The organism is Actinobacillus indolicus (assembly GCF_004519515.1).
Lineage (GTDB): Bacteria > Pseudomonadota > Gammaproteobacteria > Enterobacterales > Pasteurellaceae > Glaesserella > Glaesserella indolica_A.
The window spans coordinates 1,433,622-1,454,405 of record NZ_CP038145.1; the positions used below are offsets into that span (position 1 = coordinate 1,433,622).

Below are 20,784 nucleotides of genomic sequence, written 5' to 3' on the forward strand. Positions count from 1 at the left end.
CGATTTGCAAGTGTTCACACAGATTGTTTGGTAATTGTAGACAATGAAGAGAACGAAGACATCCTTTTGGGTCTGTAGCTCAGGTGGTTAGAGCGCACCCCTGATAAGGGTGAGGTCGGTGGTTCAAGTCCACTCAGACCCACCACTCAATCTAAGGGTAACCGAACGAAAGAGTGAAAACTGGAAGAGATGTGATGAAATTGGGGATATAGCTCAGCTGGGAGAGCGCCTGCCTTGCACGCAGGAGGTCAGCGGTTCGATCCCGCTTATCTCCACCAATCATCATATTTAAGCGAACAAGCGAAATAAAAACTGAAAGCAAAATAAAAGCAAGAAAGTAACTGCTTGTTAATTTAAATATGATGATTTAGCCGAAAGGCGATTATCTTTTTGTTCTTTAAAAATTTAGAAACAAGCTGAAAAACTGAGAGATTTTTCAAGTCAGTAAAAACTGATAGAGAAGAAAAGTCTGAGTAGTAAGAAAATCTTGACTGAACAAAAGCAGTCAAGTGTTTAGTAGTTAATATCGACTTCGAATAAAAATGTTTGAGGTTGTATGGTTAAGTGACTAAGCGTACACGGTGGATGCCTAGGCAATCAGAGGCGAAGAAGGACGTGCTAATCTGCGAAAAGCTTGGATGAGTCGATAAGAGGCGTTTAATCCAAGATGTCCGAATGGGGAAACCCAGTAGATGAAGAATCTACTATCACTTGTTGAATACATAGGCAAGTGAGGCAAACCGGGAGAACTGAAACATCTAAGTACCCCGAGGAAAAGAAATCAACCGAGATTTTGTAAGTAGCGGCGAGCGAAAGCGAAAGAGCCAGTTAGTGATAGCAGTTTAACTTAGAGGAATGAGCTGGGAAGCTCAATCGTAGAGGGTGATAATCCCGTACTTAAAAAGTAAATTGTGGTACTAGGCTAACAACAAGTAGGGCGGGACACGAGAAATCCTGTTTGAAGATGGGGGGACCATCCTCCAAGGCTAAATACTCCTGATTGACCGATAGTGAACCAGTACTGTGAAGGAAAGGCGAAAAGAACCCCAGTGAGGGGAGTGAAATAGAACCTGAAACCGTGTACGTACAAGCAGTGGGAGCCCTTTTGGGGTGACTGCGTACCTTTTGTATAATGGGTCAGCGACTTATATTTTGTAGCGAGGTTAACTGAATAAGGGAGCCGAAGGGAAACCGAGTCTTAACTGGGCGGATAGTTGCAAGGTATAGACCCGAAACCCGGTGATCTAGCCATGGGCAGGTTGAAGGTTGGGTAACACTAACTGGAGGACCGAACCGACTAATGTTGAAAAATTAGCGGATGACTTGTGGCTGGGGGTGAAAGGCCAATCAAACCGGGAGATAGCTGGTTCTCCCCGAAATCTATTTAGGTAGAGCCTTGAGCGGACACCTTCGGGGGTAGAGCACTGTTTCGGCTAGGGGTCCATCCCGGATTACCAACCCGATGCAAACTGCGAATACCGAAGAGTGATACTCAGGAGACACACGGTGGGTGCTAACGTCCATCGTGGAGAGGGAAACAACCCAGACCGCCAGCTAAGGTCCCAAAGTCTATATTAAGTGGGAAACGAAGTGGGAAGGCTTAGACAGCTAGGATGTTGGCTTAGAAGCAGCCATCATTTAAAGAAAGCGTAATAGCTCACTAGTCGAGTCGGCCTGCGCGGAAGATGTAACGGGGCTAAAATATAGCACCGAAGCTGCGGCATCAGTAGAAATACTGTTGGGTAGGGGAGCGTTGTGTAAGCGGATGAAGATGGATTGAGAAGTCTGTTGGACGTATCACAAGTGCGAATGCTGACATAAGTAACGATAAAACGAGTGAAAAACTCGTTCGCCGGAAGACCAAGGGTTCCTGTCCAACGTTAATCGGGGCAGGGTGAGTCGGCCCCTAAGGCGAGGCTGAAAAGCGTAGTCGATGGGAAACGGGTTAATATTCCCGTACTTGTCTTCATTGCGATGTGGGGACGGAGAAGGTTAGGTTAGCAGACTGTTGGATGTCTGTTTAAGTTGGTAGGTGGGGAGCTTAGGCAAATCCGGGCTCCTACTAACACTGAGAGATGATGACGAGTCTCTACGGAGATGAAGTAACTGATACCACGCTTCCAGGAAAAGCCACTAAGCTTCAGATGAAGATAAACCGTACTGAAAACCGACACAGGTGGTCAGGTAGAGAATACTCAGGCGCTTGAGAGAACTCGGGTGAAGGAACTAGGCAAAATAGCACCGTAACTTCGGGAGAAGGTGCGCTGGCGTAGGTTGTAGGGATTTACTCCCGAAGGCTGAACCAGTCGAAGATACCAGCTGGCTGCAACTGTTTATTAAAAACACAGCACTCTGCAAACACGAAAGTGGACGTATAGGGTGTGATGCCTGCCCGGTGCTGGAAGGTTAATTGATGGTGTTATCGAAAGAGAAGCTCCTGATCGAAGCCCCAGTAAACGGCGGCCGTAACTATAACGGTCCTAAGGTAGCGAAATTCCTTGTCGGGTAAGTTCCGACCTGCACGAATGGCATAATGATGGCCAGGCTGTCTCCACCCGAGACTCAGTGAAATTGAAATCGCCGTGAAGATGCGGTGTACCCGCGGCTAGACGGAAAGACCCCGTGAACCTTTACTATAGCTTGACACTGAACATTGAATTTTGATGTGTAGGATAGGTGGGAGCCTTTGAAGCAGTCACGCCAGTGATTGTGGAGGCGTCCTTGAAATACCACCCTTTAACGTTTGATGTTCTAACGAAGATTGCGGAACGCGGTCTCGGACAGTGTCTGGTGGGTAGTTTGACTGGGGCGGTCTCCTCCCAAAGAGTAACGGAGGAGCACGAAGGTTTGCTAATCACGGTCGGACATCGTGAGGTTAGTGCAATGGTATAAGCAAGCTTAACTGCGAGACAGACAAGTCGAGCAGGTGCGAAAGCAGGTCATAGTGATCCGGTGGTTCTGAATGGAAGGGCCATCGCTCAACGGATAAAAGGTACTCCGGGGATAACAGGCTGATACCGCCCAAGAGTTCATATCGACGGCGGTGTTTGGCACCTCGATGTCGGCTCATCACATCCTGGGGCTGAAGTAGGTCCCAAGGGTATGGCTGTTCGCCATTTAAAGTGGTACGCGAGCTGGGTTTAGAACGTCGTGAGACAGTTCGGTCCCTATCTGCCGTGGGCGTTGGATGATTGAGAGGGGCTGCTCCTAGTACGAGAGGACCGGAGTGGACGCATCACTGGTGTTCCAGTTGTCTCGCCAGAGGCATTGCTGGGTAGCTACATGCGGAAGAGATAAGTGCTGAAAGCATCTAAGTACGAAACTTGCCTCAAGATGAGTCATCCCAGTCTATAAGACTGTAAGGGTTGTTGGAGACTACGACGTAGATAGGCACGGTGTGTAAGTGTAGTGATACATTGAGCTAACGTGTACTAATTGCCCGAGAGGCTTAACTATACAACCTCAAGCGTTTTTGAAGAAGAAGCGCAAGAGAGTTGAAAGCTGAATAAAAGCAACAAACTAACTAAACAAAATAAAGACACTCAGAGCAGCTTGTTTCGAAATGAAAGAACAGACAATAAGATAGAGAAAGTCATTAAAGATTTTCCTGATGGCCATAGTGCTGTGGTCCCACCTGATTCCATCCCGAACTCAGAAGTGAAACGCAGTAACGCCGATGGTAGTGTGGGGTTTCCCCATGTGAGAGTAGGGCACCATCAGGGTTTTATTAAGGTAAAGAAACCGCAAGTTAGAGATAGCTTGCGGTTTTTTGCGTTTAGGGATAAACATCCCGCAAACAAGCGGTGAGATGGCGAGAGGAATTTGCAAAAGGATTTGCAAAAAAATGAGGGAATCTGACCGCTTGTCAGATGCATTGCATTTCCTTTTGTATTCATTTTATTCAATTACACCTACACTATCTAAAAAGTCGTTTATCACTGTGTTATCAAAACAGAAAAAGACTTCTAAACATACTTCGTGAAAAAGGTTATAGGATTCAATCTATTACAAATGATGGACGTAGAGGGCTGTTAAAAGATTTATTTAATACCCCAATTCAAATGTGCCACCTCCATATGGTCGTAATTGTGGTGAGAAAATTAAGAAAAAACATCAATCACAAGCAGGTAAAGAATTAAAGATTATTGTAAAAACTCTAAAAGAAAGCCACAAAAACGAATTTTATTTAAGATTACATCAATGGTATTTAAAACATAAAGCGTTTTTATATGAACGGTCTGAATATCCCAATGAGAAAGAATATTTTTCTTAAAACACCGTAATGTAAGAGGGGCTTATGCTAGTTTAAAATACTATATGAAATATTTATTCACCTTTGAAGAATATGCTCACCTAAATATAGAAAAAACAACAAATAGGTTGAAAGGATTATTTAAAGAATTGAAGCGAAAATTATCGGTTCATGATGGATTAACGAAAAAGCATAAGATAATGTTTAGAGAGGATTTTTCGAACAAAAAAAGTTGGTAATAATTATTTTCTCTAATTATTACCAACTTTACTGTCTTATATAATACTGTCTTTATTTAAAGATTAGTCTGCTAACTTCGTACCATATAAGTAAGTATAACCAAACGGACTTTGTTTATAGTCTTGAACACGTTTACTGGTTGGGGCAAAGTTAATGGAGTGTGCCACATTGATCCAAGGGGCTTGTTCTTTCAACAATACTTGTGCTTGTTCATAAATTTTGGCACGCTCTGCTTTGTCAGATAAACCAACCGCTTTATGTAACAACGCATCTAATTCAGGATTTTTGAAGCGAGCGTAGTTACTGTTACCCACGTTTTCACTGCCGAATAATGGCGATAAGAAGTTATCAGGATCGCCATTATCACCTGACCAACCATAAGTACCTGCAGTTAATTCGCCTGCTTTGGTACGTTTGATGTAGTCACCCCATTCGTAGCTAACCAGTTTTGATTTCACGCCCACTTTTTCCCAGTCGCTTTGCACTAATTCTGCCATACGACGTGGGTTCGGGTTAGAAGCACGCACCACAGGCTGTACCCAAATATCCGTTTCAAATCCATTTTCAAAGCCAGCTTCTTTTAATAACTGTTTTGCTTTTTCTGGGTTATATTCATAACCAGTGATTTCGTTGTTATAGCCCCAAATTGTTGGTGGAAGTGGGTTTTTCGCCGCCACACCTGCACCACGATAAACGGCATCAATGATCGCATTCTTATCCACTGCATAGTTTAACGCTTGGCGTACTTTTACATTATCGAACGGTGCTTTTTCAGTATTGAATGCAATATAAGCAATGTTCAACCCTGCTTGAGAAAGTAAATTCACTTTCGGATCGGTTTTCATCTTCTCAAGATCTGCGGCATTTGGGAAGTCAATTAAGTCACAAGCACCCGCTTGTAATTTTGCATAACGAGCCGTTGCATCAGGGACAATTTCAAAGATCAAGCGGTCAATATCGGCTTTTCCTTTCCAATACTCTTTATGTGCGAAATAGCGGCTTTTTTGATCCACTTGATAGCCTGCAAACACAAACGGACCTGTACCAATAGGGGTCGTATCAATGGTTTCTGGTTTGCCTGCTGCTAACATTTTATCCGCATATTCCGCTGAATAAATCGAGATAAAGTCCATACCTAAACTCGCTAAGAATGTTGCATCTTGACGGGTTAAGGTAATTTTCACTGTATGATCATCAACTTTTTCCACTGATTTCAACAATGTTGGGAATTTCATTGCTTTAAAGTACGGATAAGTTGCTTTAGATACATTGTGGTATGGGTGATTTGGATCTAACTGACGTTGGAATGAAAACACCACATCGTCCGCATTAAAATCACGGCTTGGAGTAAACTCTTTATTTGAGTGGAATTTCACGCCTTTACGCAAATTAAAGGTATAAGTTAAACCATCATCACTCACTGTCCAGCTTTCTGCAAGAGCGGGCTCAATATCTGTTGAACCACGTTTAAACTCAACGAGACGGTTATAGACTTGTTGTGAACTTGCATTATAAGAAATACCGTCCATCACTAATGCAGGGCTAAAACCTGTTGGTGAACGGCTAACACAGTTCACAAATGTTTTATCAGCAGCTTGTGCCACTGTTGATACAAATAAGGTTGCGGCGATTAAAGAAAGTTTCGTATTAAATTTCATGTAGCCTCCGTTGAGGGAATTAAAAAATTGTTTGGAAAGATACCGAGAAATTACCTTAAGGTAAAGAACTAAATGTAGGTTATTATAACTAAAAGATATAAAAAGACCGCTTGCACGGATTACAAGCGGTCAGTTCTTCGTAAAAATTTACTATTTATACTCTTCCATTAACTCACCCGCTTTTTGCACCATTGCCGTTGAACCCACAAAGAATGGTACACGTTGATGCAGTTCGGTTGGTTTAATGTCTAAAATCGGATTAAATCCGTCTGTCGCCATACCGCCAGCCTGTTCCGCTAAAAATGCCATCGGGTTCCCTTCGTAAAGTAGGCGTAATTTACCGTTCGGGTGGCTTTTCGTGCTTGGGTAAATGTAGATACCGCCTTTTAACAAGTTACGGTGGAAGTCTGAAACCAAGGAACCGATATAACGAGAAGAGTATGGACGACCTGTTGCTTTGTCTTCTTCCTGACAGAATTTAATGAATTTCTTCACACCCTCTGGGAATTTGAGATATTGCCCTTCGTTAATTGAATAATATTTGCCTTCAAACGGCATTTTCATATTTGGGTGAGAGAGAATGAACAACCCTAAAGATGGATCGTAGGTGAAGCCGTTTACGCCATTGCCTGTCGTGTAAACTAACATTGTTGATGAGCCATAGGTGACATAGCCTGCCGCAACTTGTTTACGTCCAGGTTGTAAGAAATCCTCCATCGTCACAGGCGTACCAATCGGTGATACACGTTTGTAGATCGAGAAAATTGTCCCCACAGACACATTCACATCAATGTTGGAAGAACCATCGAGGGGATCTGTCATAAGAATGTATTTCGCATTTCGACCACGTTCCGTATCAAACGCCACGAAAGTATCATCTTCTTCAGACGCAAATCCTGCCACATCACCACGAGCGATTAATGCTTTTTTCATTGTTTCGTTGGCAAATACATCGAGCTTCATCTGGGTTTCGCCCTGAATGTTTTCATCGCCAGACACCCCTAAAATATCTTGGGTTAAACCCGCTCGGTTAATATCACGATGAATGATTTTTGCCGATAAACGAATAGAGGACAAAATACCACTGAGTTCCCCCGTTGCCCCTGGGTATTCTGCTTGTCGTTCAACAATAAATTCGCCTAATGTTTTCATTTTTTATCTCCTTATTAGCTATTCAATGCAGTTTGCTTTATTATACTCGCCCATCGAAGCTCTGTTTTCGAGTAAAGTTTTGTTTTGTGATACTGTTCACAATTTTTATGTAAGGAAGGCTATGAAACAGCAACATATTCATATTTTAGGGATCTGCGGTACTTTTATGGGTGGCGTGGCGATTATTGCAAGAGAGTTAGGTTATAAAGTGACAGGGTCTGATACCAATGTCTATCCGCCAATGAGTACCTTTTTAGAAAAAAGCGGTATTGAAATTATCCCCCATTACGATATTGCCCAGCTCGATCCTGTTCCCGATATGATTATTATCGGCAATGCGATTAGCCGTGGTAATCCTTGCGTAGAACATATCTTAAATCACCGCTTGCCGTACACATCAGGACCGCAATGGCTAAGAGATCATTTACTCAAAGATCGTTGGGTGCTTGCTGTGTCAGGCACGCACGGCAAAACCACCACAACGGGAATGTTAAGTTGGATTTTAGATCAAGCAGGCATTGATACAGGTTTCTTAATCGGCGGTGTTGCAGGCAACTTTGGTATTTCAGCGCGTGCAGGCTCAAGTGATTTCTTTGTGATTGAAGCGGACGAATATGATTCAGCCTTTTTTGACAAACGTTCTAAATTCGTACATTACAATCCTAAAACCTTAATTATCAACAACATTGATTTTGACCACGCAGATATTTTTGATGATTTAAAAGCAATTCAACGCCAGTTCCATCATCTTATCCGTACAATGCCACAAAATGGCTGCATTTTATCCGCAACATCAGATGAAAACGTACAAAACACCTTAAAAATGGGTTGTTATAGCGAGCAACAATTTATCGGGCAAGATCAAGACTGGTACGCCGAGCCGTTAAGTTCAGATTACTCCCATTTTGTGATTTATCATAAACAGCAAAAAGTAGGGGAAGTGAAATGGAACTTGCTCGGCGCTCACAATATGCATAACGGTTTAATGGCGATTGCAGCCTCACACAACGCAGGGGTAAGCGTCGAACAAGCTTGTTTAGGCTTAAATAGCTTTATTAATGCCAACCGCCGTTTAGAAGTCAAAGGGGAAGTAAATGGCGTTACTGTTTATGATGATTTTGCCCACCATCCAACCGCTATTTTAGCAACAATCGACGCACTTCGTGGCAAAGTAGGCAAAGATCAACGCATTTTGGCGGTATTAGAACCCCGTTCAAACACAATGAAAATGGGCGTTCACAAAGATGAAATAGCTCCATCGTTAAAAGACGCAGATGCCGTCTTTGTTTATCAACCCGATACCATTCCGTGGCAAGTTAGCATGATTACGGATGCACTAAACCAGCCAGCACAATGGTCTGCGAGCCTAGATGAATTAGTTGAATTGATTGTCAAAGAAGCCAAACCCACAGATCATATTTTAGTGATGAGTAATGGGGCATTTGGAGGGATTCATCAGAAATTATTAACTGCACTAGTAAAATAATAAATATTCATAGGAACAGATCTGCACCTAAAAAGTTTGACTAAGCAATCAACTGATTAAGGTGCAGATTTTTTATGACTAAATCTATGGTTTTTGTTCAAATCAGAACCTATAAGGGGGAAGATTTAGCTTAGAAACGATAAGCAGCACTTGCGCTAAATGCATTACCTTTTAATTTTGTACCGCTATGTTTTAAGTTACTTCTTAAGTATTCAGCACCGATTTCAATATCGTTTGATACAGCATATTTTACACCGGCACCGTAGCCGATCCCTTTAAAGCTACCCACATCGCCTACTTTACTTACGCTATAATTTAATTTCGCATAAGGCAGTAAATCTGGTAACACACGATAGCCTTGTAAATAGCCCGCACTAAATTGTGATTTTTGTTTCACATCATTGAAAATTTTTGTGCTACCTAATTTTGCTTTACCTTCAACAACACCGACTAAATTATTGCCATAATCCATCGCATAATCAACAATCAGGTTTGCACCTGTAGCTTGTTTACCTTCTAAACCTTCACTTTTATATTTAACTGTCGTTAAATCAACACCAACACCTACGCCAGTAAAGGTTTCGCCAACTGGGGCTGCAAAAGCGGCACTCGAAGCGAATGCTAAAGTCACCATTGCTAATTTTTTCATAATGAAACTCCTATAAGGGTTAAAAACATGAGCAGTGTACTCACGAATATTTGTCAATACAAGGAAATAATGGTTCTATTTTACATGGGATAAATAGACATCAAACCGATGATTTTTCGTTTCTTGGCTAAAATCAGGCTTCTGCTCTGCTAAAAATGGTGCATAATCGGGGCGTTTAACCACCACGCGTTTACGAGCCAACTGTTTTGCTGGGAAAAAGAAATCATCAGAATCCAAATCCGCCCCAACCAAATGCTGAAACACTCGCATCTCTTTTTTGACTAAAGCACTTTTCTGTTTATGCGGGTACATTGGGTCAAGGTAAACCACATCAGCAAAATCACGATTGGGATCCAGTTCTGCTATAGAGTGTGCTGGTAACAAAATCATTCGCTCCCGCATAAAGTCGCCAATTTCTGCGTCTTGATAAGCTCGATTTAAGCCATCTTCCAATAAGGCGCTGACCACTGGATTTCGTTCAACCAATTTGACTTGGCAACCCACCGAGGCTAATACAAAAGCATCTCGCCCAAGCCCTGCGGTAGCATCAATCACAGTCGGTAAATAATCGCCTTTAATCCCAACTGCTTTTGCTACTGCTTCGCCACGCCCACCGCCAAATTTACGGCGATGAGCCATTGTGCCATCCACAAAATTCACCGCAATTGCCCCAAGTTTTGGTTCATCTAATTTACGAAGCTCCAAACGTTCATTGGTTTGCACTAACGCTAAAATCGCCTCAGGGTTATGTTGAAGTTGCCATTTTTCACAGGTTTGTTGAAACTGCTCGGCAAAATCGCTTTCGTTAATTAATTGGATTTTTGTCATTATTTTTACAATATGTAATGCTTAAATACATCATCAATGTGCTGGCTCAGGCTACATTTACCAGCCACATCTTCACTGTCCCACGCTATTTGCAAAATTTCAGGTGAAAGCAACCGCTCGTACTGTTCAGCAATCGGGAAATAGCTGATATGCCAAGGCTCTAAGCCAATTTGTTTGCCGTGATCTTCCATAAACGGAAAATAGAAACTGAATTGTTCCGCATTCACTAAAAGCCAATTGGTTAAACGTTGGAAATAACCGCCCGTTTGATATTCCCACGGCTCTAACATCAGATTTTGCCCTTCGGGAAGTAAGTCGGGATCGAAAATATCAATTTCCGTTCCCCAATGATGGCGGCTCGCCCCAGGTACAGCAGACCAACGTAAAATCGCTTGGCATTTTTGCCAATCATCTAAACAAGTCAAATCTAAGGCACAACCGTTATCATCGTGGACTTTACGTTCGCCGTTGAATTTGGCATTCCAAATCATTTTTTGTCGTTCAAAATCACGATAGGTGCTGGTGGGTTGTAAGTTAAAACCTGCTTGTTTTGCCGCTTGTTGTAGTTGTAAAAAAGCGTTTACTACTTCTGCTTGTAAGGCGTGTTTATCCGACAACGCATTCGGCAGAGGCACTAAATGTTCACGGCTATTGCCCGTGAGGATTTCAGGGAAATTTGCAAAATTTGGCATAAATCAGACCGCTTGTAATAGTAATTTTTCGGCAATTTGGTAATACACTTCGCCACATTTGCCTAAGTCATTCACATTCACACATTCGTTCACTTTATGAATGGTTTGGTTGATTGGACCGAACTCAACCACTTCTGCACCCATTAAGGCGATAAAACGCCCGTCTGATGTGCCACCGCCCGTGTCTAGTTTAGGCGTAATTTGTGTCACCTTTTCGACCGCTTGTATCGTGGCTTGAACCAGTTTTCCATTGCCAGCTAAGAACGGTTTTCCCGACAAATTCCATTCAATTCGATGTTTTAAACCGTGTTTTTGCAACATTTCGGCAACTTTGGCTTTGATGATTTCATCATTCACTTCGGTGCAATAACGTAAATTGAACTGCACATAAAGCTCGCCCGGGATCACGTTATTACTACCTGTACCGGCTTTGATATTGGCAATTTGCAGACTTGTCGGTGGGAAAAATTCGTTGCCATTATCCCATTGGTAAGCGGTCAGTTCGCTTAAAAATGGTAGAGCTGTATGAACGGGGTTTTCAGCTAAATGGGGATAGGCAACGTGTCCTTGAATGCCTTCAATATAAAGATTGGCGGTAATCGAACCACGACGACCGTTTTTCACCACATCACCCAACTGTTTGGTACTGGACGGCTCACCCACCACACAATAGTGGATCGGTTCTTGGCGTTGCATTAAGGTTTCCACCACTTTCACCGTGCCGTCTTTGGCTGCGGCTTCTTCATCAGAGGTGATAAGCAAGGCAATTTTGCCTTGATGGTTTGGCTTGTTTTTCACAAAGGTTTCACAAGCGATCACCATTGCCGCTAAAGAACCTTTCATATCCGCCGCACCACGCCCGTAAAGCATATCATCGACAATTTCAGCGGAAAACGGCGGATAAGTCCATTGACTTTCGTCGCCTTCAGGGACAACGTCGGTATGCCCAGCAAAGGCAAGGCAAGGTTCGCCTTCGCCGTGAGTTGCCCATAAATTTAAGGTGTCGCCAAAAGGCAACCATTCCAGCTTAAATCCTACCGCTTGTAGCCGTTCGGCAATCAATTGTTGGCAGCCTTCATCGTTCGGGCTGATAGATTTACGTTGGATAAGGGCTTGGGCTAATGTGATGATTTGTCTTTCCATATTGCTCTCAAAATATTAAACAGTTGATTTGCCCCTTTTGATAAAAAATACAAGACCAAAAGGCAAAAAAATATAAATCCGAATATAACTGGTAAATCGTATTTTAGAAAAATCGTAAAGGGTTTTTCATAAAGTTGCTCACATAACTCCAATGTCTCACACCCAGTAATGTCGATGATATCAACAATATCTCTGAAAGGAGAATACGAGGCAGAAAAAGCCAAAGGAGCGGCAATAAATAAAGCAATAATGCTGAGAGTAAACAGCCTTTTACTTAAATACTTGAGCATACTCTTTTTCATCAAACCCAATCAACGCAACGTTATCAGCAATCACAATCGGGCGTTTGATTAAGGTTGGCTGTTCGTTTAACACTTTTAATGCCAGCTCTTTGTTGAGATTATTTTTAATTTCATCATCAAGCCCACGCCAAGTGGTGCTACGTTTATTGACTAAGTTTTCCCAGCCAAATTTCTCTGCCATTTCAGCCAGCCATTCAGGATCTAAGCCATCAACACGGTAGTCGTGCAGTTGTGGGTTTAAGTTGTTATCCGCAAGCCATTTGATCGCTTTTTTCACGGTATCACAGTTTTTAATGCCGTAGATTTTTGTCATATACCCTCAAAATGTGTAAAAAATTGCGCTGATCGCACCGCTTGCAACAATCACAAGCCATGCAGGAAGTTTCCAAAACATTAATGCGACGAAAGCGATTAATGCTAGGCAAAAGTCTTTAGGGTGTAAAATTGCATTGACCCAAATAGGATTATAAAGGGCGGCTAATAATAAACCGACTAAGGCGGAATTCACGCCGACCAACGCTTTTTGTGCCAATGGATTCGTTCTTAATGTTGCCCAAAACGGTAATGCGCCCAATACCAGTAATGCTGACGGCAGAAAGATTGCCAATAATGCAACTACGCCACCCAGCCAACCTTGATCGGCCGCACCTAAAAAGGCAGCAAAGGTAAATAATGGACCCGGTACGGTTTGCGCTAAGGCATATCCGGCTAAAAAGAGATCATGGCTGACCCAGCCTGTACTCACGGTTTCTGTTTGCAATAACGGCAATACCACATGCCCGCCTCCAAAGACTAACGCACCGCTTCGGTAGAAGGAATCTATCATTGCTAAATAATGGGAAGAACCGTGGTAAGTCAAAAATGGCAAGCCTATCAACAATATAAAAAACAGCCCTAAGCTAAACAAAGCCATTTTTTTAGAACCTGTTGAGCCGGATGATGTTTGGCTGACTTGCGGTTGTGGTAACCAAGCTAAACTGATGAGTGCCGCCAATACAATCACTAACACTTGCACCCACGCAGATGGGAACAGTAACACTACGGTTGTGGCAAAGACCATGATCGCAATCTGTTTTTGATCTTTACAGAACATTTTCATCATACCCCAAACCGCTTGTACCACGATTGCAACACTCGCCACTTTCAAGCCGTGTAACAAGCCTGCAGGAATGATCTCTTGAAAATGCACCGCTCCTAACGCAAACAAAATCAGCACTAGAGCCGAAGGTAAGGTAAAGCCAATCCATGCCGCAACCAAGCCTAAATAGCCCGAACGCATTAAGCCAATGCCCATCCCGACTTGGCTACTGGCAGGGCCGGGTAAAAATTGGCAAAGTGCAACCAAATCTGCATACTCTTGTTCCGTCAGCCATTTTTTACGTTCAACAAATTCATGATGAAAATAGCCTAAATGAGCGACTGGACCGCCAAAAGAAGTCAGCCCCAAACGTAAAAAAGTTAGAAAAACTTGCCACGTAGCATGAAAAGATTGTAACTGTTGCACGGGTTACCTCCGCTAAATGTTGTCTGCATTTACCATCGCTTGCCACACTTTCAAAGCGTCAGCGGTTTCTGCTACATCATGAACTCGCACGATCTTCGCTCCATTTTGTACTGCGAGCAATGCACCAGCGACACTGCCTGCAACACGTTGATCGACCGGTTTGTTGATTACATTGCCGATCATCGACTTACGGGAAAGCCCAGCTAACACAGGATAGCCTGAAGCAACAAAGGCGTTTAGATGTTTTAGCAGTTGATAATTATGTTGCACCGTTTTACCAAAACCAAAGCCGACATCTAAAATAATATGCTCTTTGGGAATGCCAGCCATTGTGCAAGCAAAAATGCGTTGGTTGAGAAAATCTGCGACTTCTTCCACCACATCATCATATGATGGATTTTGTTGCATATTTTGCGGTGTGCCTTGCATATGCATTAAACAAACAGGCAAGCCTAATTCTACGGCGGTTTCTAGGGCATTCGGCTCTTGTAACGCCCGAATATCATTGAGAATATCCGCCCCAACTTGTGCCGATTGACGAAATACTTCCGCCTTTGAGCTATCTACCGAAATCAAGCAATCAAACCGCTTGCGAACTGCTTCAACCAACGGCACAACCCGTTCCAACTCTTGCTCAAGGGTAACGATTTCCGCATTCGAACGGGTGGACTCACCACCAATATCAATAATATCCGCCCCGTCATTGAGCATTTTCTCCACTTGAAACAGGGCTTTATCAAGGGTAAAAAATTTTCCTGAATCGGAGAATGAATCAGGGGTAAAATTCAAAATCCCCATAATTCTCGGGGAAGTGAGATCTAACAAGCGGTCAGATCCTTGGAAATTTTTGTAATAGATTTGCATTATTTTACCTTAGCCAGACTGCTTTATTATTTTATAACTACACCAATACTTTTATAATGAATATAATTACCTAAAGGTGATTGCCTTTTTATAATAGAAATTTTCGAAGAAATATTCACTTTTTCATATAAAGATTTATCTTCTATTGTTTCCTTTCCAAATTCCTTAGATTTTACTCTAACATAATAATATGTATGAGAATATTTTCCTGATGAACGATAAATCTCTTTATCATATACATCTGCAGTATAAAAAACATTCTTACCAAATCTATCTGTATATTCATAAGATATTATTGGCATAACTAGGATAGCAAATACTGCAGGAGCAGCGAGCGCACCGATAATATCACTAGATAGGGAGTACTTCTCTAATTTTTTCTCGTGTTCTTCTTGTTTTCTCTTAGAAAAATATCTCTTTTGCTCCAGTTCTCTATGAGATTTATATCCTTTGATAACGTCTTTTATAAAAATAGGAAGAATAAAAATATAAGAAATAATAAAATAAATTATTTTATAATCCGTTTCTATCTCATAACGATAATCTACAAACGAAAAATAAATAAGAAATGAAATGACTATTATAGGAATAGCTTTTTCCATTATTTCTTCTCCATTTATATTCTACTATTTCTCTGCCCTCAACTTCGCCAACACGGCCTTTAGTTGTTTATCCAACGGTGCTGTCACAACCATTTCTTCGCCCGTTTTCGGGTGAACAAATCGAATAGAATGAGCGTGTAAAAATAGGCGGTTTAGACCCGCTTGTTGCATTTTTTGGTCAAATTCACGGTCGCCATATTTGTCATCAAGGGCAATCGGGTGTCCTGCGTATTGAGTATGCACACGGATTTGGTGCGTTCTACCTGTCACAGGCGAAGCCTTGACTAAAGTCGCTGTCGGATAACGTTCTTCAATCACAAATCGGGTTTCGGACGGTTTGCCTTCTTCGCTTACTCGTACAATGCGTTCGCCACTGGCTAATTCGTTTTTCAATAGCGGTGCTTTAATCACTTTAACGTACGATTGCCACTGCCCTCGTACGAGTGCGAGATAATCTTTCTGCACCACTTTTTCACGCAACTGTTCGTGCAAACTACGCAATGCGGAACGTTTTTTTGCTACTAACAACAGCCCAGATGTATCTCGGTCGATACGGTGAACTAGTTCTAAAAAACGAGCTTCAGGGCGTAATGCCCGTAAGGCTTCAATCACACCAAAACTTAAACCGCTACCGCCGTGAACAGCAATGCCGGACGGTTTGTTAATCACTAACATCACATCATCTTCATAAAGAATTTGATGTTCAAGTTCGGCGACTTTGTTGAGTTTGGTCGAAATCGGGGCTTCATTTTTTTCTGCCACACGCACAGGCGGAACTCGCACAATATCGTCCGCTTGCAACTTATATTCGGGTTTAATCCGCCCTTTGTTTACTCGCACTTCGCCTTTACGCACAATGCGGTAAACCAGGCTTTTTGGCACGCCTTTGAGCTTGGCGAGTAAGAAGTTATCCAAACGTTGCCCAGCTTCATCATCACTGATCGTAAAAAATTGAACGCTGGCACTAATTACTTTTTCTGTTGTCATTTTGATTTAGGTAATAGGAAAAATTGAGTAAATTCTATCATAAAATCCCCGAAGAATCCGGCTTACACATGCTAGAATATGCTGATTTTATTGATTCATTGGAGAAAACCATGACCACAACGGCTGACAAAGCAAAAGAAACAACAGAACTTACACTTCCCCCAGAAGCAAAAGAAATTATCAGTGATGTAAAGAATTTAGATTTTCAAAGTCTTTTACATGATTGGATTATCCCTTATGGCACAAAGCTATTAATTGCCATTGCAATTTTTATTATTGGGCGTTATCTCGCTCGTATCTTAAGTGGTTTAATAGGAAAAGCGGTATTAGCCTCGAGCAAAGATGAAATGCTGCAAGGCTTTGTTCGCTCTATTGCCTATTTTCTTTTCTTACTCATTACCGTTATTGCATCCCTTTCGCAATTAGGAATTAATACAAGTTCATTAGTGGCATTAATTGGTGCTGCAGGTTTGGCAATTGGTTTAGCCTTACAAAACTCATTACAAAATTTTGCCGCGGGAGTGATGCTATTAATCTTTAAACCATTTAATAAGGGCGATTTTATTGAAGCTGGTGGTAGTGCAGGTAAGGTCGAACAAATGGGGATTTTGATGTTGGAGCTAAGAACCGGCGACAACAAAACGGTATTGATTCCAAATGGAAAGGTGTTTGCCGACAGTATCACCAACTACTCTCGTAATGAAACTCGTCGTATCGATTTCATTTTCGATATTAGTTACGAGTCCGATATTGAGAAAGCCAAAGAGATTATTGCTCAAATTCTATTTGAAGATGAAAATGTTTTACACTATCCAGAGCCTACCATTGCGGTTGGTAACTTAGCGGCAAGCAGTGTGCAGTTATTTGTGCGTCCGTGGGTGCAGACGAATAACTATTCAAGTACACAATTTGCGATTTTGGAAAAAGTAAAAATCGGCTTTGATAAGGCTGGGATTTCGATTCCGTATAATCAGTTGGATTTACATTTGCCAGCTGAAACGTCTGTGACGTTCTCGAAGTCTTAATTACATTTTACACGCGGTTGGTTTTGTGCTGTTTTTTACAAATCAGAGAAATCGACCGCTTGATTTTTTCTCCCGAATAACCCTACTTTTGCCTTTCTATTTCTTTCGTAAAATGCCATAATGACTCGCTTTTTCTGTCTATTGAATTTTACTGAATAAAATTGTAAAAAATCAGACAAAAAGTACCGCTTGCAACGGTTAAAAATGCAAATATCGTGATTGATTATGCAGTCAAATGTTGAGTGTAAGACATAAAATAGATCACCTTAGATCATAGGGTTCACGTCAGTTTGTCCTTAGACAGTCGGGAGATTGACAGATTAGCAAAAATACAAACCCGAACCCTATGAATAGCACTAACAAAAATAAAATGAGAAAACACAATGAAAAGAATGTTAATCAATGCAACTCAAAAAGAAGAGTTGCGTGTTGCCCTTGTTGATGGGCAGCGACTGTTCGACTTGGATATTGAAAGTCCAGGACACGAACAAAAGAAAGCGAATATCTACAAAGGTAAAATTACCCGTGTTGAACCTAGTCTTGAAGCGGCATTCGTTGATTACGGTGCAGAGCGTCACGGTTTCCTTCCGTTAAAAGAGATTTCTCGTGAATACTTCCCTGAAGGCTATGTGTTCCAAGGGCGCCCAAACATTAAAGATATTATTCAAGAAGGGGCGGAAGTTATTGTTCAAGTCAGCAAGGAAGAGCGTGGTAATAAAGGGGCGGCTTTGACGACCTTTATCTCTTTGGCGGGTAGCTATCTTGTTTTAATGCCAAATAATCCCCGAGCCGGCGGTATTTCTCGTCGTATTGAAGGGGACGAACGTTTAGAGCTGAAAGAAGCGTTAGATTGCTTAGATGTGCCTGAAGATGTCGGTTTAATTGTGCGTACTGCTGGGGTGGGTAAATCCCCTGAAGAGTTGCAATGGGACTTAAAAGTCTTGTTACATCATTGGGAAGCAATCAAAAAAGCGGCAGAGTCTCGCCCAGCACCCTTCTTAATTCATCAGGAAAGTGATGTGATTGTGCGTGCGATCCGTGATTATCTTCGCCGTGATATTGGTGAGATTTTGATCGACAACCGCAAGGTATTTGAGAAAGCGAAAAATCATATCCGTCTTGTCCGTCCTGATTTTATCAACCGTGTTCGCCTATATGAAGGTGAAGTACCGTTGTTCAGTCACTATCAAATCGAGTCGCAAATTGAATCAGCATTCCAACGTGAAGTGCGTTTGCCATCAGGCGGTTCTATTGTAATTGATGTAACTGAAGCATTGACGGCTATCGACATCAACTCGTCCCGTGCAACTCGTGGTGGCGATATTGAAGAAACCGCATTAAATACCAACTTGGAGGCGGCAGACGAAATTGCTCGTCAGTTACGTTTACGTGACTTGGGCGGTTTAATCGTGATCGACTTTATTGATATGACCCCAGTTCGTCATCAGCGTGAAGTGGAAAACCGTATCCGTGAAGCAACACGTCAAGACCGTGCAAGAATCCAGTTTGGACGTATTTCTCGTTTCGGCTTGCTCGAAATGAGCCGTCAGCGTTTAAGTCCGTCGTTAAGCGAAGCGTCGTCACACGTTTGTCCACGCTGTCAAGGTACTGGAAAAATTCGTGATAACGAGTCGATTGCACTCTCCATTTTGCGTCTGTTAGAAGAAGAAGCGATTAAAGAAAACTCAGTACAGGTTCACGCTATCGTGCCTGTAGAAATTGCTTCGTACCTATTAAATGAAAAACGTAAGGCGATTAGTGACATTGAAAAACGTCACGATGTTCAAGTGATTGTGGTACCAACCGAAAGTATGGAAACCCCACACTTTAGTGTGTATCGCCTGCGTGAGAACGAGATCGTTCCAACCTTAAGCTACGATTTAGCGAAACGCTACCAAGAACAAGATGAAGAAAATCACGTTCATCATCACCATTCAGAAGAAGCGTTGGTCAGCCGTAATGAGCCAGTGATTACCGTTGAATCAGTATTACAAAGCTCAGAGTTAAATCTACAGCCTGCACCAACGCCAGTCGAGCCTGCAAAACCTTCGTTAATCAGTCGAATCATTGCGAAAATCAAAGCAATGTTTGCAAGCGAAGAGAAAGAACCTGAGAAGAAACAAGGTAAAGGCAAAACCCGCAATCAGCGTGAACGTCGCCAACAACGCCGTGAACGCCCGAATCGCAATGAACGCCAAGAACGTAAGGCAACGACGGTAGAGGCGACAAAAGATGTTGTAGCTGCTCAAGCTGAGCCGAAAAAACGCCGTGAGATTGTTGAAGAAGTCGTGCAACAACCTGCAGAGCAACGCCAAGTCGTACAGCGTGAAACTAAAGTAGCGGAACGCCGCCAACGTCGTGATTTACGCAAAAAAGTGCGTGTTGATTCTACTGATAATCCATCAGAAGTGACCGCGTCTTTAGTAGCATCAGAAGATGTTAGTGCAAACTCATTCGCAAGCGAGGCTGTTATTACACCAGTTACTGAAAATGTAATTGAAAACACAGATATGATTGAAGAACGTGGCGAATCACGAGAGTCTCGCCAACGTCGCTTACCTCGTCATTTACGTGTAGGCAATCAACGTCGCCGTGAGCGAAAAGAAGTCAAAGCTGCAATGCCATTAACATCTGCGGTCGCATCACCTGAGCTTGCAAGCGGTAAGATTTGGGTGAAATTTAGCGAAACGCCAAAAGTAGCAACAGAAGAAAAACCACGTTTCTTGTCCGTTGATGAAATCCTACAACAACAAGAGCAACCTGTTGTTGAACAAGAGGAATCAGCACAAGCGGTTAATGTTGAAAATAAAGAATCTACTGTTCCTTTCGGTTATTTTGTTAAACAAGAAGCTGACCGCGATTTAGTGAAAGACAACCATAAACGCCGTCCTAAAGCAGAAAATGCCATTGACGAAGTGGATGAAAAAGCCGTTGCATTGTCCGCAAAACCTTTTGGACTCGTTGTATCACAATCAACAGATCGTGATTTGGTTAAAGAGAATCATGAACGCAAAAAATCTGCTCATGTAACAACAAAAATGTCTGAAGAGAGTGAAACAGAAATCCAAGTAGAACAACCTACTGAGGTATATCAAAGCCAGTATCAGTTTGTTGGAAAATTAGGGACTTTTTCTCGCGTACAACACACTCAATCAACAATGACTGTAGCGAGCGCACCAGTAGAAGAGATTGAAATCATTCAAGTCAAAGAGTGGCAAAACTCTAAATATTATTTCTATGGTAAAGGCTTTGGTGGACATAGTAGCGCAGTAAGCCATGTTTACTCTGCTCCTCGTGTTGCTAAAACAACTGCTTAACAAATAAGCAAATAGAAAAATACCAGGAACTAAACTTTTAGTTTAGACTCTAAAAAGACGCTCAATGTAGAGCGTCTTTTTAT

General features: G+C 42.2%; 15 protein-coding genes, 2 tRNA genes and 2 rRNA genes. 7 read left to right on the forward strand and 12 right to left on the reverse strand.

What is annotated here, in order from left to right; all coding sequences use genetic code 11:
- Nucleotides 1-68: 68 nt before the first annotated feature.
- From EXH44_RS07145 to rrf, 4 genes are all read left to right on the forward strand, one after another.
- Nucleotides 69-145 (forward strand) — tRNA-Ile (locus EXH44_RS07145).
- 57 nt (nucleotides 146-202) lie between these two features.
- Nucleotides 203-278, forward strand: a tRNA-Ala gene (locus EXH44_RS07150).
- Nucleotides 279-558: 280 nt separating this feature from the next.
- Nucleotides 559-3,456, forward strand: a 23S ribosomal RNA gene (locus tag EXH44_RS07155).
- Between the two features lie 150 nt (nucleotides 3,457-3,606).
- Nucleotides 3,607-3,722 (forward strand): 5S ribosomal RNA (gene rrf, locus EXH44_RS07160).
- Between the two features lie 832 nt (nucleotides 3,723-4,554).
- Here rrf and EXH44_RS07165 read toward each other — a convergent pair.
- Both EXH44_RS07165 and fbp read right to left on the reverse strand, forming a co-directional pair.
- Nucleotides 4,555-6,150 carry an ABC transporter substrate-binding protein gene (locus tag EXH44_RS07165; protein ID WP_162856854.1) on the reverse strand — a complete coding sequence of 532 codons (1,596 nt, stop codon included), beginning with the start codon at nucleotides 6,148-6,150 and terminating at the stop codon, nucleotides 4,555-4,557.
- A 150-nt stretch (nucleotides 6,151-6,300) separates the two neighbouring features.
- The gene (gene fbp / locus EXH44_RS07170; protein WP_162856855.1) at nucleotides 6,301-7,302 is read right to left on the reverse strand and encodes a class 1 fructose-bisphosphatase; all 1,002 of its coding nucleotides are present in this window, start codon (nucleotides 7,300-7,302) and stop codon (nucleotides 6,301-6,303) included.
- A 121-nt stretch (nucleotides 7,303-7,423) separates the two neighbouring features.
- Here fbp and mpl point away from each other — a divergent pair, with 121 nt between their 5' ends.
- Nucleotides 7,424-8,788: a UDP-N-acetylmuramate:L-alanyl-gamma-D-glutamyl-meso-diaminopimelate ligase gene (gene mpl, locus EXH44_RS07175; protein WP_162856856.1), complete on the forward strand. Its 1,365-nt coding sequence runs from the start codon at nucleotides 7,424-7,426 to the stop codon at nucleotides 8,786-8,788.
- Between the two features lie 130 nt (nucleotides 8,789-8,918).
- Here the strand turns inward: mpl and EXH44_RS07180 are convergent, their stop codons facing one another.
- The 10 genes from EXH44_RS07180 to rluC form a co-directional block, all read right to left on the reverse strand.
- The gene (locus EXH44_RS07180; RefSeq protein ID WP_162856857.1) at nucleotides 8,919-9,437 is read right to left on the reverse strand and encodes a porin family protein; all 519 of its coding nucleotides are present in this window, start codon (nucleotides 9,435-9,437) and stop codon (nucleotides 8,919-8,921) included.
- A 75-nt stretch (nucleotides 9,438-9,512) separates the two neighbouring features.
- Nucleotides 9,513-10,265, reverse strand: coding sequence for a class I SAM-dependent methyltransferase (locus tag EXH44_RS07185; protein ID WP_162856859.1), 753 nt, complete (start codon nucleotides 10,263-10,265; stop codon nucleotides 9,513-9,515).
- A 5-nt stretch (nucleotides 10,266-10,270) separates the two neighbouring features.
- The gene (locus EXH44_RS07190; RefSeq protein WP_162856860.1) at nucleotides 10,271-10,957 is read right to left on the reverse strand and encodes a M15 family metallopeptidase; all 687 of its coding nucleotides are present in this window, start codon (nucleotides 10,955-10,957) and stop codon (nucleotides 10,271-10,273) included.
- A gap of 3 nt (nucleotides 10,958-10,960) precedes the next feature.
- A complete protein-coding gene (gene dapE / locus EXH44_RS07195) occupies nucleotides 10,961-12,100 on the reverse strand; it encodes a succinyl-diaminopimelate desuccinylase (protein WP_162856862.1) in 1,140 nt (379 codons plus the stop codon).
- Nucleotides 12,076-12,390 (reverse strand): hypothetical protein, encoded by a 315-nt coding sequence (locus tag EXH44_RS07200; RefSeq protein WP_162856864.1) that lies wholly within the window; start codon nucleotides 12,388-12,390, stop codon nucleotides 12,076-12,078. Before EXH44_RS07200 ends, dapE begins: the two co-directional genes overlap by 25 nt.
- Nucleotides 12,371-12,715, reverse strand: coding sequence for an ArsC family reductase (locus tag EXH44_RS07205; protein ID WP_162856866.1), 345 nt, complete (start codon nucleotides 12,713-12,715; stop codon nucleotides 12,371-12,373). The genes EXH44_RS07200 and EXH44_RS07205 overlap by 20 nt, the downstream gene beginning before the upstream one ends.
- A gap of 6 nt (nucleotides 12,716-12,721) precedes the next feature.
- Nucleotides 12,722-13,906, reverse strand: a complete 1,185-nt coding sequence (chrA, locus tag EXH44_RS07210; protein WP_162856867.1) for a chromate efflux transporter — start codon at nucleotides 13,904-13,906, stop codon at nucleotides 12,722-12,724.
- 12 nt (nucleotides 13,907-13,918) lie between these two features.
- Complete coding sequence (folP, locus tag EXH44_RS07215; protein WP_162856868.1) at nucleotides 13,919-14,770, reverse strand: dihydropteroate synthase; 852 nt, start codon at nucleotides 14,768-14,770, stop codon at nucleotides 13,919-13,921.
- Between the two features lie 26 nt (nucleotides 14,771-14,796).
- The gene (locus tag EXH44_RS07220; RefSeq protein ID WP_162856869.1) at nucleotides 14,797-15,372 is read right to left on the reverse strand and encodes a hypothetical protein; all 576 of its coding nucleotides are present in this window, start codon (nucleotides 15,370-15,372) and stop codon (nucleotides 14,797-14,799) included.
- Nucleotides 15,373-15,396: 24 nt separating this feature from the next.
- Entirely contained in the window at nucleotides 15,397-16,359 is a 963-nt protein-coding gene (gene rluC / locus EXH44_RS07225; protein WP_162856871.1) for a 23S rRNA pseudouridine(955/2504/2580) synthase RluC, read from the reverse strand.
- Nucleotides 16,360-16,469: 110 nt separating this feature from the next.
- Between rluC and EXH44_RS07230 the strand changes: the two genes are divergently transcribed.
- Nucleotides 16,470-17,384, forward strand: a complete 915-nt coding sequence (locus EXH44_RS07230) for a mechanosensitive ion channel family protein (protein ID WP_162857548.1) — start codon at nucleotides 16,470-16,472, stop codon at nucleotides 17,382-17,384.
- Between the two features lie 383 nt (nucleotides 17,385-17,767).
- Nucleotides 17,768-20,701, forward strand: coding sequence for a ribonuclease E (gene rne / locus EXH44_RS07235; protein WP_208717123.1), 2,934 nt, complete (start codon nucleotides 17,768-17,770; stop codon nucleotides 20,699-20,701).
- Nucleotides 20,702-20,784 lie beyond the last annotated feature (83 nt).

Excerpts from the sequence above, each read along its gene's own strand:
- EXH44_RS07185 (WP_162856859.1), bottom strand. The coding sequence starts at position 10,265 with ATGACAAAAATCCAATTAATTAACGAAAGCGATTTTGCCGAGCAGTTT.
- folP (WP_162856868.1), bottom strand. The coding sequence starts at position 14,770 with ATGCAAATCTATTACAAAAATTTCCAAGGATCTGACCGCTTGTTAGAT.
- EXH44_RS07220 (WP_162856869.1), bottom strand. The coding sequence starts at position 15,372 with ATGGAAAAAGCTATTCCTATAATAGTCATTTCATTTCTTATTTATTTT.
- rne (WP_208717123.1), top strand. The coding sequence starts at position 17,768 with ATGAAAAGAATGTTAATCAATGCAACTCAAAAAGAAGAGTTGCGTGTT.
- fbp (WP_162856855.1), bottom strand. The coding sequence starts at position 7,302 with ATGAAAACATTAGGCGAATTTATTGTTGAACGACAAGCAGAATACCCA.
- dapE (WP_162856862.1), bottom strand. The coding sequence starts at position 12,100 with ATGGAAAGACAAATCATCACATTAGCCCAAGCCCTTATCCAACGTAAA.
- rluC (WP_162856871.1), bottom strand. The coding sequence starts at position 16,359 with ATGACAACAGAAAAAGTAATTAGTGCCAGCGTTCAATTTTTTACGATC.
- EXH44_RS07165 (WP_162856854.1), bottom strand. The coding sequence starts at position 6,150 with ATGAAATTTAATACGAAACTTTCTTTAATCGCCGCAACCTTATTTGTA.
- EXH44_RS07190 (WP_162856860.1), bottom strand. The coding sequence starts at position 10,957 with ATGCCAAATTTTGCAAATTTCCCTGAAATCCTCACGGGCAATAGCCGT.
- EXH44_RS07180 (WP_162856857.1), bottom strand. The coding sequence starts at position 9,437 with ATGAAAAAATTAGCAATGGTGACTTTAGCATTCGCTTCGAGTGCCGCT.
- mpl (WP_162856856.1), top strand. The coding sequence starts at position 7,424 with ATGAAACAGCAACATATTCATATTTTAGGGATCTGCGGTACTTTTATG.
- EXH44_RS07230 (WP_162857548.1), top strand. The coding sequence starts at position 16,470 with ATGACCACAACGGCTGACAAAGCAAAAGAAACAACAGAACTTACACTT.
- EXH44_RS07200 (WP_162856864.1), bottom strand. The coding sequence starts at position 12,390 with ATGCTCAAGTATTTAAGTAAAAGGCTGTTTACTCTCAGCATTATTGCT.
- EXH44_RS07205 (WP_162856866.1), bottom strand. The coding sequence starts at position 12,715 with ATGACAAAAATCTACGGCATTAAAAACTGTGATACCGTGAAAAAAGCG.